General features: G+C 67.7%; 13 protein-coding genes and 1 pseudogene. 7 read left to right on the top strand and 7 right to left on the bottom strand.

The window, feature by feature from the left end:
• Nucleotides 1-168: 168 nt before the first annotated feature.
• Together DN824_RS03945 and DN824_RS03940 are read left to right on the top strand one after the other, a co-directional pair.
• Nucleotides 169-2,130 (top strand): annotated as a pseudogene (locus DN824_RS03945) (sensor histidine kinase); the annotation flags it as partial.
• A gap of 150 nt (nt 2,131-2,280) precedes the next feature.
• Entirely contained in the window at nt 2,281-3,930 is a 1,650-nt protein-coding gene (locus DN824_RS03940) for an acyl-CoA dehydrogenase family protein (protein WP_138407033.1), read from the top strand.
• A 32-nt stretch (nt 3,931-3,962) separates the two neighbouring features.
• On the opposite strand, the gene DN824_RS03935 is transcribed toward DN824_RS03940, so the two are convergent.
• A complete protein-coding gene (locus tag DN824_RS03935) occupies nt 3,963-4,967 on the bottom strand; it encodes a threonine dehydratase (RefSeq protein ID WP_138407032.1) in 1,005 nt (334 codons plus the stop codon).
• A 79-nt stretch (nt 4,968-5,046) separates the two neighbouring features.
• Here DN824_RS03935 and DN824_RS03930 point away from each other — a divergent pair, with 79 nt between their 5' ends.
• Both DN824_RS03930 and amn read left to right on the top strand, forming a co-directional pair.
• Nucleotides 5,047-6,387 carry an aminotransferase-like domain-containing protein gene (locus DN824_RS03930; RefSeq protein WP_138407031.1) on the top strand — a complete coding sequence of 447 codons (1,341 nt, stop codon included), beginning with the start codon at nt 5,047-5,049 and terminating at the stop codon, nt 6,385-6,387.
• A 71-nt stretch (nt 6,388-6,458) separates the two neighbouring features.
• Nucleotides 6,459-7,934 (top strand): AMP nucleosidase, encoded by a 1,476-nt coding sequence (gene amn / locus DN824_RS03925; protein ID WP_138407030.1) that lies wholly within the window; start codon nt 6,459-6,461, stop codon nt 7,932-7,934.
• An 89-nt stretch (nt 7,935-8,023) separates the two neighbouring features.
• On the opposite strand, the gene DN824_RS03920 is transcribed toward amn, so the two are convergent.
• From DN824_RS03920 to DN824_RS03900, 5 genes are all read right to left on the bottom strand, one after another.
• Nucleotides 8,024-8,596, bottom strand: coding sequence for a HupE/UreJ family protein (locus DN824_RS03920; RefSeq protein ID WP_138407029.1), 573 nt, complete (start codon nt 8,594-8,596; stop codon nt 8,024-8,026).
• A gap of 32 nt (nt 8,597-8,628) precedes the next feature.
• Complete coding sequence (gene ureG, locus DN824_RS03915) at nt 8,629-9,243, bottom strand: urease accessory protein UreG (protein WP_138407028.1); 615 nt, start codon at nt 9,241-9,243, stop codon at nt 8,629-8,631.
• Nucleotides 9,244-9,285: 42 nt separating this feature from the next.
• Complete coding sequence (locus DN824_RS03910) at nt 9,286-9,954, bottom strand: urease accessory protein UreF (protein WP_414718338.1); 669 nt, start codon at nt 9,952-9,954, stop codon at nt 9,286-9,288.
• Nucleotides 9,955-9,986: 32 nt separating this feature from the next.
• On the bottom strand, nt 9,987-10,487 hold the full coding sequence (gene ureE / locus DN824_RS03905) for an urease accessory protein UreE (protein WP_138407027.1): 501 nt from the start codon (nt 10,485-10,487) through the stop codon (nt 9,987-9,989).
• A gap of 175 nt (nt 10,488-10,662) precedes the next feature.
• On the bottom strand, nt 10,663-11,145 hold the full coding sequence (locus tag DN824_RS03900; RefSeq protein ID WP_138407068.1) for a GNAT family N-acetyltransferase: 483 nt from the start codon (nt 11,143-11,145) through the stop codon (nt 10,663-10,665).
• A 216-nt stretch (nt 11,146-11,361) separates the two neighbouring features.
• Between DN824_RS03900 and DN824_RS03895 the strand changes: the two genes are divergently transcribed.
• The 3 genes from DN824_RS03895 (at nt 11,362) to DN824_RS03885 (ending at nt 14,440) form a co-directional block, all read left to right on the top strand.
• A complete protein-coding gene (locus DN824_RS03895) occupies nt 11,362-12,261 on the top strand; it encodes a DMT family transporter (protein WP_138407026.1) in 900 nt (299 codons plus the stop codon).
• Between the two features lie 111 nt (nt 12,262-12,372).
• Nucleotides 12,373-13,236 (top strand): isocitrate lyase/PEP mutase family protein, encoded by an 864-nt coding sequence (locus tag DN824_RS03890; protein WP_138407025.1) that lies wholly within the window; start codon nt 12,373-12,375, stop codon nt 13,234-13,236.
• Between the two features lie 31 nt (nt 13,237-13,267).
• Nucleotides 13,268-14,440 (top strand): MFS transporter, encoded by a 1,173-nt coding sequence (locus DN824_RS03885; protein ID WP_138407067.1) that lies wholly within the window; start codon nt 13,268-13,270, stop codon nt 14,438-14,440.
• A 25-nt stretch (nt 14,441-14,465) separates the two neighbouring features.
• Here the strand turns inward: DN824_RS03885 and DN824_RS03880 are convergent, their stop codons facing one another.
• Nucleotides 14,466-15,185 (bottom strand): TorF family putative porin, encoded by a 720-nt coding sequence (locus DN824_RS03880; protein WP_138407024.1) that lies wholly within the window; start codon nt 15,183-15,185, stop codon nt 14,466-14,468.
• Between the last annotated feature and the right edge of the window lie 69 nt (nt 15,186-15,254).

Below are 15,254 nucleotides of genomic sequence, written 5' to 3'. Positions count from 1 at the left end.
GTACGGCTCGCGGCCGATGATCGCGGGCATGATGTCCTGCCCGTGAGTGAGCAGCTTTTTGCGCACCTGCCGCCGCACGGCACTCCAGAGGGGCGATGTCGCTGTGCTAGAGTGCTGGCCTTCTAGTATTGCCTGATGACGAAACGTGTCAGGGTAGGGTCTGTCGTCATGCGGTACGCATTCTTGTTGTTGCTGTCACTGTTGCCGTTGTTCGCCAGTGCCGTGGAATTCGACGAGTCGACGCGCCAGTTGCCGCTGGGCAGGGTGCTCGACTTCTACGAGGATGTCTCGCGCACGGCGAGCATCGAGGACCTGGTCGCCGCCTCGGGCAGCGGTCTGTTCCAGCGCCATCAGGACGACGTGGTGAACCTCGGCTACTCCCGCTCGGCGCTCTGGCTGCGGGTCGACCTGACCTATCGCCCGACCGACGGCAGCGGCCCGCGCAGCTGGTTGCTCGAACTCAACTACCCGCCGATGGATTACGTCGACCTCTATCTGCCCGACGGCGAGGGCGGCTTCCGCCTGGCGCGCAGCACCGGCGACCGCCTGCCCTACGACAGCCGCGAGGTGAGGCACGGCAGCTATCTGTTCGAACTGAACATGCAGCCCGGAGAGACGGTGCGGGCTTACCTGCGCCTGGAAACCGAAGGGTCGATGCAGGCGCCGCTGACGCTCTGGGCGCCGTCGGCCTTTCTCGAGCGGCAGCCCGAACGGATCTATGTGCTGGGCATGATCTACGGCGTGCTGCTGGCGATGCTGGTCTACAACCTGTTCATCTACCTCAGCGTCCGCGACCCGAGCTACTTCTATTACATCCTCTACATCGCCTCCTTCGGCCTCTATCAGGTGTCGGTCAATGGCGCCGGCATCCAGTTCTTCTGGCCCGACCATCCCTGGTGGGCGAACGTCGCCACCCCGTTGCTGATCGGTGCCTCGGGGGTGTTCGGCGCCCAGTTCACCCGCAGCTTCCTGCGTACCGCCGAGCACAGCGTCTGGCTCGACCGCCTGCTGATGGTGATGATGGGCCTGGCGATGGTGGCGATGGTGCTGTCGTTCACGGCGAGCTATGCGCTGGCGCTGCGCATGGCCACGGTGATGGCGTTGCTGTTCACCGTGGTGATCTTCATCGCGGGGATCATCGCCTGGCATCGCGGCATGCGTGTTGCGCGCTACTTCATCTTCGCCTGGAGCGCCTTCCTCGTCGGTGGCCAGATCAACACCCTGATGGTGATGGGCTACCTGCCGAACATGTTCTTCACCATGTATTCGAGCCAGATCGGCTCGGCGCTGGAAGTGGCGCTGCTGTCGCTGGCGCTGGCCGACCGCATCAACTCGCTTAAGGAAGAGCGCGCCCAGCTGCTGGAGCAGTCGCGCCAGCAACTCGAGGCCCTCAACCGCCAGCTGGTCGAAAGCAACCGGCTGAAGGATCGCTTCCTCGGCGCCCTGAGCCATGAATTGCGCACCCCGATGATCGGCGTGATCGGTGCGCTGGAGCTGATGCAGAGCGGCGACATGGACGAGGAGGCGGCGCAGTACCAGAAACTCGCTGCGCGCTCGGCGGACGACATGCTGGCCATGGTCAACGACATCCTGACGCTCAGCGAGCTGCTGGCCGGCCGTGTTCGGCCGGAACTCGCCGGCTTCGATCCGCGTGGTCTTTTCGCCAACCTGCGCCGGCGTTTCGAGCCGCTTGCCCGGCAGAAGGAACTGCACTTCGTCGTGCGCCTGGACCACAACCTGCCCGCGATGCTGTGGAGCGACGAAGCCAAGCTCGAACAGGCGCTGGGTTATCTGCTGGACAACGCCATCAAGTTCACCGACAGCGGCACGGTGGAGCTGCGTGCCATCGTCAGCGGCGAGAGCGAGGGGCTGGTGCGGCTGCAGATCGAGGTGGAAGACACCGGTATCGGCTTCGAGACGCCGCTCGACGGCTCCCTCTACGAACACTTCAGCCAGCTCGACGGCTCCATGACGCGGCGCCATGGTGGCCTGGGCATCGGCCTTGCGCTGTCGCGCCAGCTCATCCAGGTGCTCGGTGGCGAGCTGGACCATCATTCCCGTCCGGGGCATGGCAGCTGTTTCCGCCTGATGCTCGCCCTGCCCACGCGGCCGATGCGGGGCTCGCAACCGGGCTAGACCCGCTGCACTTGTCGCTGCCGTTTTGGCCGAAATCCCGCTTCAGCCGTCCTGCCATAGCTGCTTCACTGAAAGGCACTGCGTGCCGGTGCGATCGCATCGGCGCCTTCCGTCATGCCCGCGCCTGTTCAGGGAGTGCCCGCGATGAATCTTCAGGCCTATGCCGAGACCCATGAGGTCACCAACCAGCCGCCGCCTTTCGAAGGCATCAACCTCTATCGCCTGGACCTGCCGTTGCAGGACTGGATCACGCGCCAGGGCGGCGGCTGGGCCGAGGCCCGGCTCGACGCCTACGGCGCGCTCGCCGGTGGCCCGCTGCTGGAGGCCGGCGTGCTGGCCAACCAGAACAAGCCGCTGCTGCGCAGCCACGACCGCTACGGGCACCGGATCGATCAGGTCGATTTTCACCCGGCATACCACCAGCTGATGGCGGCCGCCATCGAGCATGGCATTCCTTCGCTGCCCTGGAGCGAGCCGGGGCCCGGCGCCCACGTCGCCAGGGCTGGCCTGATGTACCTGCACAACCAGGCCGACGCGGGGACCAGCTGCCCGCTCACCATGACCTTCGCCAGCGTGCCGGCGATCCGCCTGCAGCCGGAGATCGCCGAGCAGTGGCTGCCGAAGATCCTCGCCAGGACCTACGATCCGGCCAACCGTCCGCTGGCGCAGAAGGCCGGCGCGACCATCGGCATGGCGATGACCGAGAAGCAGGGCGGCACGGACGTGCGCGCGAACACCACCCGCGCCTATCCGGTGGGCGCCCCGGGGCCGGGCCAGGCGTACGAGCTGGTAGGCCACAAGTGGTTCTGCTCGGCGCCGATGTGCGATGCCTTCCTGACCCTGGCGCAGACCGAGAAGGGCCTGTCCTGCTTTCTGCTGCCGCGTCACCGACCCGACGGGATGCGCAACGCCTTTCACATCCAGCGGCTCAAGGACAAGCTGGGCAACTGGTCCAACGCCTCCAGCGAGGTGGAGTACCGCGGCGCCCTGGCCTGGATGGTGGGGGAGGAAGGGCGCGGTGTGCCGACCATCATCGAGATGGTCGCCATGACCCGCTTCGACTGCATGATCGGCTCCAGCTCGTTGATGCGCCAGGCGCTCAGCCAGGCCCTGCACCACTGCGCCCATCGCCAGGTGGGTGGACGGCCTTTGACCGAACAACCGCTGATGCAGAACGTCCTGGCCGACCTCGCGCTGGAAAGCGAGGCCGCACTGGCGCTGACGCTGCGCATGGGGCGCGCGCTGGACAGCCTCGCCGACGAGCGCGAGGCGACGTTCGCCCGGCTGGTCACGGCGGTGGGCAAGTACTGGATCTGCAAGCGCGCGCCGAATGCGATCTACGAGGCCTCCGAATGCATGGGCGGGGCCGGCTACGTCGAAGAGAGCATCCTGCCGCGGCTCTACCGCGAGGCGCCGGTGAACTCGATCTGGGAAGGCTCCGGCAACGTCCAGTGCCTGGACGTGCTGCGCGCCCTGTCGAAGGAGCCCGGCGTGCTCGACGCCCTGTTCGACGAACTCGGCGACGGCCACGGCGATGCCCGCCTGAAGGCAGCCATCGCCCGGCTCAAGGCCGATTGCCGCGACCGCGAGGACATCCAGTACCGCGCCCGCCAGCTCACCGAGGACATCGCCGTCGCCCTGCAGGCCGGGCTGCTGCTCGAAGCCGGCAACGCCGCCGTCTCCGACGCCTTCATCGCCAGCCGCCTGGAGGGCCGCGGGCGGGTCCATGGGACGCTGCCACGTGGGTTGGATATCGACGCGCTGCTGGCTCGCAGCGCACCGCATCTGGTCTGAGGCGAAACTGGGGCGGGGCTGGCGGGCTACGTCTACGTCCCGGCAGCGACAGCTACGCGACCTGAATCGTCGATGCCCGGCGCCGGCCCGGCCAGGATGCTGGCGAGCAAGGTGCGGTCGATGTTGGCGCCGCTCTGGATGACGGCGATGCGTTCGTCGCGGTTGAGCTCGCGCTCCGTGATCGCGGCGGCCAGGGCCGCGGCGCCGGCGCCTTCGGCGAGGTTGTGGGTGTCTTCGTGGAGGATGCGGATGGCCTGGCGAATCTGTTCGTCATCCACCCGCAGGATGCGGGCCGCGCCGTTGCGGATGATCTCGAAGGCTTCCGCGGCGGGCATGCGGCAGGCCATGCCGTCGGCCAGGGTGTCGGCGCGTTCGGTGTGCAGGATACGGCCCTGTTCGAAACTCTGTGCGTAGGCGTCGGCGCCGCGGGCGACCACGCCGACGATTTCGGTATCCAGCCTCAGCAGGTCGCGGGTGTGGATCAATCCACAGATTCCCGAACCCAGGCCGATGGGCACATAGACGCGGCGCAGCGGTGGCGTCGCTTCGAACAGCTCCAGGGCGTAGGTCGCCACGCCGCGGACGAGGTCCGGGTGCAGCGAGGGCACGAAATGCCAGCCGTCACGTGCGGCCAGCTCGCCCGCGGCCAGGCGGGCTTCGTCGAAGTCCCGGCCGTGTTCGATGAGCTCGGCGCCGAAGGCGCGCATCGCCGCGTTCTTTTCCAGCGCATTGCCGTGGGGTACCAGGATGCGGATCGGCAGGCCGGCCAGGCGCGCCGCCATCGCCAGGCTCTGGCCGTGGTTGCCTCGGGTGGCGGTGATCAGCCCGCGCACTCCGGGCTCGCGACGCAGCAGTTCATGCACGTAGAGCACGCCGCCGCGCACCTTGAAAGCGCCTGCGGGCGTGTGGTTTTCATGCTTGACCCATAGCTCGCAGCCGAGGCGGCGCTGGAGCAGCGGCCAGGCGTATTGCGGGGTAGGTGGCACCTGCGGGCGGATTATCCGGACAGCGTCGCGCAAAGCGTCGAGATCGAACATGGCAGGTTCCTCGTCGGGTTTGACGACGATCCTAGGTGCGCGCATTGTGTGGGTAAATCCTTATATTGCATGGCAGGCAATGTGGCTCCCGCAACTCGACGACAATAACCAGCCCCGCTACCTGGCGCTGGCCGATGCGATTGCTCAGGCCATCGGCAGCGGCGTGCTCAAGCCCGGCGACCGGCTGCCGCCGCAGCGCCGACTGGCATGGGCGCTGGGCCTGAACCCGAGCACGGCGATGCTGGCCTACCGCGAAGCCGCGCGGCGGCATCTGGTGTCGGGCGAGGTGGGGCGCGGCACCTACGTCCTGGCTGGCAGCCGCGAGGCCAGTCTGTTTCTGCTCAGGCAACCCGAAGAAGACCCGGCGCGGCTGGACCTCTCCACCAACCTGCCGGTCATCGATCCGAACGATCACGACCTCGAGAACACCTTGGCCGGGCTCGCCGAGGCCGGTGACCTGCCGGCGCTGCAGACCTACCCGTCGGCCCGCGATCTGGATCGCGGGCGTCTGGCGATAGGCGACTGGTTGCAGCGGCGGCGGGGGATCGAGGTGCCGGCGGGCCAGATCCAGCTGTGTGCTGGTGCCCAGCAGGGCTTGTTCGCGACCTTGCTGGCGCTTTGCGAACCCGGCGAGCCGATCCTGGTCGAGGCGCTGACGTCCCCCGGCATCAAGGCGGCGGCCCGTCAGCTGCGGCTGCCCCTGCACCCGGTGCCGATGGATGGCGAAGGCATCCTGCCCGATGAGCTGGACCGCCTGGCCCGCGCGTCGCTGGCGCGGGTGGTACTGCTCACGCCCTGCCTGCAGAACCCAACCGGCGTAAGCATGGGGGCGCAGCGCCGGGCCGAGATCGCCGAAGTCGCGCGTCGTCGGGGGCTGTGGTTGATCGAGGATGACGTCTATGGCGCGCTGGACGATCGGCCGCCACTGGCGCAGGCGGTGCCCGAGCGCTGCGTGCTGGTCAGCAGTCTGTCGAAGACGGTGGCACCCGGTCTGCGTCTTGGCTTCATCGCCGGACCGGCCGAGTTGCTGGCGAGCATCGACCGCGAGGGGCAGGCGACCCACTGGGCGGTGGCCTCGCTCTCGCTGCGCATCGCCAGCCAATGGCTTGAAGAGGGCATAGCCCTGCGCCGCCTGGACTGGCAGCGTGAGCAGATGCGGCTGCGCTGGCGTCTGGCGTCCCGGTTGCTCGGCGAGCCGCCTGCCCATGCGAGGCCTGCGCCCCATCGCTGGCTGATCGCCAACGCGCAGGGGCCCAACCTCGCGGACATTTGTCGTGGAGCGGGGGTCGAGGTGGCACCGGCCGAGGTATTCGCGGTCGGTCACGGCGCGCCGAACGCGGTGCGCCTGAGTCTCACCGCGGCGGCCGGCTCGGCGCAGCTCAAGGCGGCGCTCGAGCGGATCGCCGCCCGACGGCGCTGAGCATTGCGGCGCTACCGTTGTCATCAGGGAGCAGGCAAGATGGTTGCAACTACCCAGAAGGAAAAAGCCCTATGAGTTCGCATGACGGCGAAGCTTTCGTTACTGCAAACAGCGCCGAAGAGGCCGTCGATCGTCTTGCCGAGCTGCACCTGCGGGCTACCACGGCGCTGAACCAGGCGCTCAAGCGCTACCTGAGCTCGCGTGTCGAGCCCGACGCCGGCGAGCGCGAGCTGTTTCGCTACCCGCAGCTGCGCCTGACCTATCGCTGCCATGGCGAGGTTCCGGCGACCACCCGCGCCTATGCCAAGGTGCAGGCCCCTGGGGTGTACTGCGTGACGGTCACCCAGCCGGCGGCCTTTCGTGGTTACCTGCTCGACCAGCTGCGCCCGCTGATGCACGACTTCACCGTGCAGGTGGAGGTGGGGCCGAGTCAGCAGAACATCCCGTACCCCTACGTGGTGGAGCAGGGCGACGAGCTGGCCGGTTCGGGCGTGACGGCCGCGGAGCTGGCTCGGGTCTTTCCCAGTACCGACCTGTCGGCCGCGACCGATGCGATTGCCGACGGCCTGTACGACTGGGAACTGGCCGACCCGCTGCCGCTGGCGCTGTTCGACGCCGCGCGGGTCGATTTCTCGCTGCGTCGCCTGGTGCATTACACCGGCAGCGACTGGCGCCACGTGCAGCCCTGGATTCTGCTGACCAACTACCATCGCTACGTCGACCAGTTCATCCAGCATGGCCTGCAGCAGCTGCGCGACGATCCGCGCTTCGTGCGTATGGTCCTGCCGGGCAACGTCAGCGTGGAGCGCGGTACCGACGCGGCCACGGCGCAGAGCATCGTCAATGGCGTGGTCTGGCACCGCTACCAGATGCCGGCCTATCACCTGATCGCCGACGATGGCCACGGCGTCACGCTGGTGAACATCGGCGTCGGCCCGTCCAACGCCAAGAACATCACCGACCACCTGGCGGTGCTGCGTCCGCACTGCTGGCTGATGATCGGCCACTGCGGCGGGCTGCGTCAGTCGCAGACCATCGGCGACTACGTGCTGGCCCACGCCTACATGCGCCGCGATGGCATCCTCGACCGGGTGTTGCCGCCGCACATTCCGTTGCCGGCGCTGGCCGAAGTGCAGCAGGCGCTGCAGGAGGCGGCGGCCCAGGTCACGGGAGAGAAAGGCGAGTCGCTCAAGCGCCGGCTGCGCACCGGCACCGTGCTGACCTACGACGATCGCAACTGGGAACTGCGCTGGGCGCAGGAGCGGCCGCTGATCAACCTGTCGCGGGCGGTGGCGGTGGACATGGAAAGCGGCACCATCGCCGCCCAGGGCTATCGCCTGCGGGTGCCCTACGGCACGTTGCTGTGCGTGTCGGACAAGCCGCTGCACAGCGAGATCAAGTTGCCGGGGTCGGCCAACGCCTTCTACGAACGTGCCGTCAGCCAGCACCTGAAGATCGGCATCACGGCGCTGGACCTGCTGCGCAACCAGCTCAACTCGCTGCACTCGCGCAAGCTGCGCAGCTTCGACGAGCCGCCGTTCCGTTAGGGCAGTTGCACGCTGCACGCTACAAGAGAGAAGCCCGAGCTCAGCTCGGGCTTCTTGTTTTTGCTTCTGCTTACGGCTTGCCGCTTGCTCTAAGCCGCCAACAACCAGGCCCCGGCAATGGCGGACGCGGCGCCTGCGATGCGCACCAGGGGGGCGGCGGCCTGCGGCAGGTTGCGGGCCACGGCATAGCCCAGGCCATGCAGGGCGGCGGTGGCGATCACGAAGCCGGCGGCGTAACCCCAGGGGCTCGACAGGTCAGGCAGTTCGAGGCCGTGGGCCACGCCATGGCTTAAGGCGAACAGGGCGGTCAGGCCGGCCGCGACGGCCAGCGGCGGGCGCACCGCCAGGGCCACCAGCAGCCCGAGCGCCAGCACGGAACCGGCGATGCCGGTTTCCATCAGCGGCATTTCGAATCCGGCAAAACCGAGCAGCCCGCCAGCCAGCATGGTGGCGACGAAGGTCAGCGGCAGTGCCCAGCGCGCCTTGCCGGTCTGCTGGGCGGCCCAGAGGCCGACGGCCACCATCGCCAGCAGGTGGTCGAGGCCGAAGACCGGGTGGGCGAGGCCGGACATCACGCCGGAGTGATCGTGGCCCGGGTGGGCGAAGGCCAGTGCCGGGCTGAGCAGCAGGGCAGCGGTGAGCAGCGGTTTGCGCAGGTTCATCTGTAACTCCTTGATATGGCGGATGTGGGCGGTCAGGCGGCGCTGAGCATTCCCTGTTTCTCGATGAAGGCGATGATCTCGTCCAGCCCCTGGCCGACCTTCTGGTTGCTGAACACGAACGGCTTGTCGCCGCGCATCTTGCGGGCGTCGCGATCCATGACTTCCAGCGAGGCGCCGACCATGGGCGCCAGATCGACCTTGTTGATCACCAGCAGGTCGGACTTGCAGATGCCGGGGCCGCCCTTGCGCGGCAGCTTGTCGCCGGCCGACACGTCGATCACGTAGATGGTCAGGTCCGAAAGCTCCGGGCTGAAGGTCGCCGAGAGGTTGTCGCCGCCGGATTCGACCAGGATCAGATCCAGGCCCGGGAAACGCCGGTTGAGCTGGTCGACCGCCTCGAGGTTGATCGAGGCGTCCTCGCGGATCGCGGTGTGCGGGCAGCCGCCGGTCTCCACGCCGATGATCCGCTCCGGCGCCAGGGCCTCGTTGCGCACCAGAAACTGGGCGTCTTCCTGGGTGTAGATGTCGTTGGTGACCACGGCGAGGTTGTAGCGCTCGCGCAGGGCCTGGCACAGCGCCAGGGTCAGGGCGGTCTTGCCGGAACCTACCGGGCCGCCGATGCCGACGCGCAAGGGTTGGCTGTTCATCTGCTGTTCACTCCCATCGTTCGATCCGTTGTGTGTGGCCGGCTATGAGCGAAACAGCCGACTGTACTGCTGTTCGTGCGCCATGCTGGTCAGCGCCAGGCCGAAGGGGGCGCTGCCCCAGTGTTCCGCCGGTTGGCGCTGCGCGGCGCGGTGTGCTTCGCCCAGGGTCGACAGCAGCTCGGAGGTCAGGCGCTGCGCCGCCTGCTGGCCCAGGGGCAGGGTCTTCATCAGTACCGCCAACTGGTTTTCCACCCAGCCCCAGAGCCAGGCGGCCAGGGCGTCCTGCGGGGCGATGTGCCAGGCGCGCGCGGCCAATGCCCAGCCCAGGGCCTGGCCGGGCTCGTCGAATCCTTCGTAGAACCGGCGGGCGGCGTCGTCGAGTTCCGGCAGGTCGCTGAGCAGCTGGCGCAGCGAGTAGCCCATCTGCCGGCTTTCCAGGCGCAGCTCGCGGGTCTCGCGGCTGGCCGTGTGCCGTTCGGCGAGTTCGGCGAGGCGTGGCCAGTCCTCATCGCGCGCGGCCTCGCAGTGGGCCAGCAGCAGCGGTGCCTCGAAGCGGCAGAGGTTGAGCAGCAACTGGTCCTCGATCCAGGCGCGGGCGCTGGCGGCATCCTTCACCAGGCCCAGTTCGACCGCCATCTCCAGGCCTTGCGAGTAGCTGTATCCGCCGATCGGCAGCTGCGGGCTGGCCAGGCGCAACAATTGCCACGGCATCGCCAGGGGCTGCGCGTGCGCGGGGGTTGCGGTCACTTGCGGACGCCGAACTGGTGCAGGCGCGGGGCGTAGCTGAATTCGGCGTCGCCGGCGTGGGAATGGTGGTGGCCGCCGCCGTAGGCGCCGTGTTCGGGCTGGAAGGGCGCTTCGATCGCTTCGACCCGGGCGCCGAGCTGCAGCAGCATGTCCTTGAGCACGTAGTCGTCGAGCAGGCGCAGCCAGCCGTCGCCGACCTGCAGCGCGACGTGGCGGTTGCCCAGGTGATAGGCGGCACGGGTGAGTTCGAACGCGCTGCTGCAGGTCACGTGCAGGAGATTTTCGGGTCGGGCGCGAACCCGGACGATACGGCCGTCCTCGGCACGCAGGCATTCGCCGTCGCGCAGCGGCGACTGGCCACGCTCGAGAAACAGACCGGTCTCCTCGCCCTCGGTGCTGACGCAATGCAGGCGGCTCTTGCTGCGCGCGTCGTAGGTCAGTTCGAGTTCGGCCTGCCACTCGGGCGCCGGCTCGGTGCGTTGGCGAATAACCAGCATGGTTCGGTTTCCGGAAAAAGCGGGATAGCCGAACCTAGAGCAAGGGGCTTGCCAAAGTTGCCCGCAAGCCCGGACACCGCGGCGGGCAGGCGGGGCGCTGCCTGATATTGGGGCTCGCCTGGCTCCGTTATGGTGCATGCCTTCAATTGGTGCACCAGCGCGGGGCGGCTGCTTTTTATTGGAGCGAACGCACCATGTACACGGCCGGAGTGCCGTAGCTGTCCAGATGATCGGCCTGGGCGTGATCGAGCGCGTCGTGCACGTCGTAACCCAGGCGCGACCAGAAGCGTTCGGAGTCCTGTACCGAAACCAGCGCCGAATAGCGCAGCCGCTGGGCCTGGCCCTGTTGCAGTGCATGGCTGGCCAGCGCCGGGCCGATACCGCGCCCGTTGGCGCGGCTGGCGACCGCCAGGTCGTGCAGGTACAGGCAGTCCGCTTCGGTGTGGGGCTGGAAGTGGCCGTCGAGCGGGGTGACCTTGCCCAGGCGTGACGGATAGGCGAACAGGTAGGCGCACACGCCGAGCGCATCTTCGGCGACCCAGGCGGTGCCGGGGCAGGCCGCCAGGCGGGCGCGGATCACCGCTTCGTCCTCGAGGATCACCTCGCTGTAGGATTGGGCCTGGATCGAGAGCACGGCCGGAATGTCGTCGGCGCGCATGGTTCTGAGGGAAAACATCGGTAACTCTGCAAGCGTAGCGGTGGGCAAGGGCCGCGGATCATACGCCAGGCGGAGCCGTTCGGCTCGCCCGGTTCGCCTGTTCCGACGAGGCGCGTGCCGACCACTATGGGCATCGAGGATGACCGGACGGTGAACGGCCGGCGGTTTCGCTACGCCGCAAATGCCTCCTCGAATCATGCGGCGCTTAGGCGCATAATGATTAGCCTGCTATTGATTTCCCCGGGTGCCCGCTCCTTGATCACGCGCAACCAGCCCCTGCTTGGCGTCCTGCTGATCCTCAGTGCCGGTTTTCTGCTGGCCGGCCACGACGGACTGTCCAAGCACCTGAGCAGCCTCTATCCGTTGTTCATGGTGATCTGGGCGCGCTACCTGTCGCAGAGCCTGTTGATGGTGGCGCTGTTCGCCCCGGGCATGGGGCGGTCGATCTACCGGACCCAGCGGCCGTTGCTGCAACTGCTACGGGGCCTGAGCCTGGTCGGGGTGAGCCTGCTGTTCATCGCCGGGCTGCACTACATTCCGTTGGGCGAGGCGACCGCCGTCATATTCGTGACGCCGGTTCTGGTTACGCTTGCCTCGGCGCTGCTGGGCGAGCGGATCAGCGCCGGCCAGTGGCTGGCGGTGAGCGTCGGCCTGGTCGGTGTGCTGATCATCGTGCGTCCCGGCGGCGCGCTGTTCAGCCCGGCCGCGCTGCTGCCACTGGCCGCTGCGCTATGCTTTACCGCTTACCAACTGATTACCCGGCGGCTGGCGGGAACCGATCACCCGGTGACGAGCAACTTCCTGACGAGCCTGGTCGGGGCGGTGCTGATGTCGGTACCGGTGGTCTGGCAATGGACCGTGCCGAGCCTGGTCGACGGGCTGCTGATGGCCGCGCTTGGCGCCATCGCGATGACGGCGCACCTGTTGCTGACCCACGCCTTTCGCTTCGCCAGTGCCGCGACCCTGGCGCCGTTCACCTACGGGCAGATCGTCTTCGCCGGGGTGGTGGGGCTCCTGGCGTTCGGCCATCGGCCCGATGCCGGTGCGCTGGTCGGTATGGCGGTGATCATCGCCAGCGGCTTGTGCATGGTTTGCGTGCAGCGACGACCGGTGTGATGCAGTGGCCGCAAGGATGTGTCCAGCGGCCGGCGAAAGGCCTCAAAGTTGCATCCACCGGGGCGATGCTCGAACCCGGGCCTGCGTGTTTTATTTTTTATTGGACTCACTATGCAAAGAACGTCACATCACACCCTGCGGGCCAATTTTCGCAAGTTGCTCGAATCCAACGCCTGCTACCACACCGCCTCGGTATTCGACCCGATGTCGGCACGCATCGCCGCCGACCTCGGTTTTGAAGTGGGCATCCTCGGCGGCTCCGTCGCCTCGCTGCAGGTACTCGCGGCGCCTGACTTCGCACTGATCACCCTGAGCGAGTTCGTCGAGCAGGCCGTGCGCATCGGCCGCGTCTCGCGCCTGCCAGTGATCGCCGACGCCGACCACGGCTATGGCAACGCACTGAACGTGATGCGTACCGTGGTCGAACTGGAGCGCGCCGGCATCGCCGCGCTGACCATCGAGGATACGCTGCTGCCGGCCAAGTTCGGCCACCGCTCCACCGACCTGATCGGCATGTTCGAGGCGGTGGGCAAGATCCGTGCGGCACTCGAGGCACGCATCGACCCGGCGATGAGCATCATCGCGCGGACCCATGCCGGCGTGATCGGCGTCGCCGAGGTGATCGCCCGCACCAAGGCGTACCAGGAGGCCGGCGCCGACGGCATCTGCCTGGTCGGCATCGAGGATTTCGACCACCTCGAACAGATCGCCGAGCACCTGAGCGTGCCGCTGATGCTGGTCACCTACGGCAACCCGCGGCTGCGCGACAACGCGCGCCTGGCGTCGCTGGGCGTGCGCATCGTGGTCAACGGTCATGCGGCCTACTTCGCGGCGATCAAGGCCACCTACGACTGCCTGCGCGAGCAGCGCCAGATCGTTGCCTCCGATCTCAGTGCCTCGGAGCTGTCGGTCAAGTACTCGACCGCCGAGGAGTACATGGTGTGGGCCGAGGAATACATGCAGGTCAAGGAATGACCCCGTCGCTGCGGCACGACGCATGACGGGTTTGAGCGCGCGGTGGTTGACCTACATGGTGGCCTTCGCCGCCTTTCTCGGGCCCTTCACCCAGACCGTCTACGCGCCGATCCTGCCCGAACTGGGCGAGGCGCTGGACACCACGCCGTTGCTGATCAACCTCAGCATCTCGATCTTCACCCTGACGCTGGCGTTCATGCAGATCGTCTACGGGCCGCTGGTCGATCGCGCCGGGCGCAAGCGCACCCTGCTGGCGGGGCTGGGGATCTACGTGGCGGCCTCGTTCGGCTGCTTCCTGGCCCAGAGCATCGAGACGCTGCTGGCATTCCGGGCGCTGCAGGCCGTGGGCATCGCGGCGAGCGCCGTGGTGGCGGTGACCGTGATCGGCGACCTCTTCGAGGGCGCGGCGCGGGGCCGGGCCATGGGCACCTTCCAGATGATGGTCGCGCTCGGCCCGGTGGCAGGGCCGGTGGCCGGGGGCTTCGTCGGCGAGCACCTGGATTTCCACTACGTCTTTCTGCTGCTGACCCTGGTCGGCTGCCTGGCGCTCACGGCCAACGCGTTGTGGCTGCGCGAGACGGCGCAGCCCGGGGCCCAGGCCAAGCCCTTCCACCCGCGCGTCTACCTGCAGGTGCTGGGCAATCGCCAGGGGCTGGCGGTCATGCTGCTGGGGTTCGTCCAGTATTACGCCTTCTACAACTACCTGGTGTTCATGCCGCGGGTGCTGGATGCCAGCTACGGGCTGAGTGCGAGCGAGAAGGGATTGGTGTTCCTGCCGCTCTCGGTGGCGGTCGTGGTGGGCAGCTTCGCCGGCGGGCGGTTGCTGGCGCACTGGGGATTGCGGCCGATGCTGGTCACCACCGCCGCCGTGAATGCCCTCAGCCTGCTGCTGTTCCTGGCCGTGGCGCAGGTGTCCCTGGCCGCGCTGGTGGTGGCGGTCACGGCGTTCGGGCTGTTCCTCGGTCTGTCGCTGCCGGTGCAGACCAGCCTGCTGATGGACCTGTACCACGACGACCGCGCAACGGCGGTGGGCAGCTACAACTTCTTCCGCTTCCTCGGCATGGCGACCGGGCCGGTGCTGGGGTCCTGGCTGTACCAGGACGGCAACCTGGGCCTGCTCTATGGCTTTGCCGCCACCGCCTTCGGGCTGGCCGTGCTGCACGCGGCCTGGCGTTTTCGCCAGTCTTCGCCGGCGTCCGGGTGAAGGTTCGGGCCGCCTCGGGCTGGCGCTAGAACAGCGCGCGTTCGGCCTTGAACTTGAAGAAGGCGTCGCACTGGCCGTTCTGCCCGGAGTAGGCGGCGCAGTCCGTCCCGCTCAGGTCCGATGCGGTGTAGGACAGGTTCAGGTTGATGCCCAGCCAGGGACGCGAGAGGTTCACCGACCAGTCGTTGAAGACCCGTACCCGCCCATTGCCGGGCACCCACACCGGGCTGTCCAGCTCGTAGTTGGAATACTTGACGCGCATGTTGACCCCCAGCGGGCTGACCGTGCCGAGGTCGACGAACAGGGTGCTGTCGGTGCGGCCGGGCGCGTTGCTCAACGCGGCGCCGACCCGGCTGCCGGCGAGGGTCAGGCCCGCATAGAGCTGGCTGCGGTCCGTGGCCGCCAGCTCCGGAAAGCTGTAGCGGATCATGCCGAGTTCGTAGCCGAGCCTTGCGGAGTCCGGATGCTGCTGGTAACCCAGGTAGGAGTTCAGCTGCAGCTGACTGCCATCGAACAGGCCGGCGCTGGGCGACCACTGGCCCACGTACCAGCCGCTGGAATGGGTCATGTCCATCCCGCCATGGAAGGCGCCCGCGGTGGTCGGCGTGACCAGGCCCTGGGCCATGCTGCGGGTCGGCGCGGTGCCGAGTTTGAGGTCGAAGGCGCCCAGTTCGCGTTCCATCACCTGGGCCTGGACGCTCCCTGCCGCCAGCAGGGAAAGTATCAGGATGATCCTGTCGTTCATCGGTCACTCCATGTGCGGCTGAGGAGCGTCCTCACGCCAAGCTCGTATTGCCTCGCTATCGGCAGATGG

The sequence above is a fragment of the Stutzerimonas nosocomialis genome (assembly GCF_005876855.1).
GTDB lineage: Bacteria > Pseudomonadota > Gammaproteobacteria > Pseudomonadales > Pseudomonadaceae > Stutzerimonas > Stutzerimonas nosocomialis.
The sequence above is the reverse complement of the archived record's forward strand: the minus strand, read 5'-3'. Positions and strand labels throughout refer to the sequence as shown.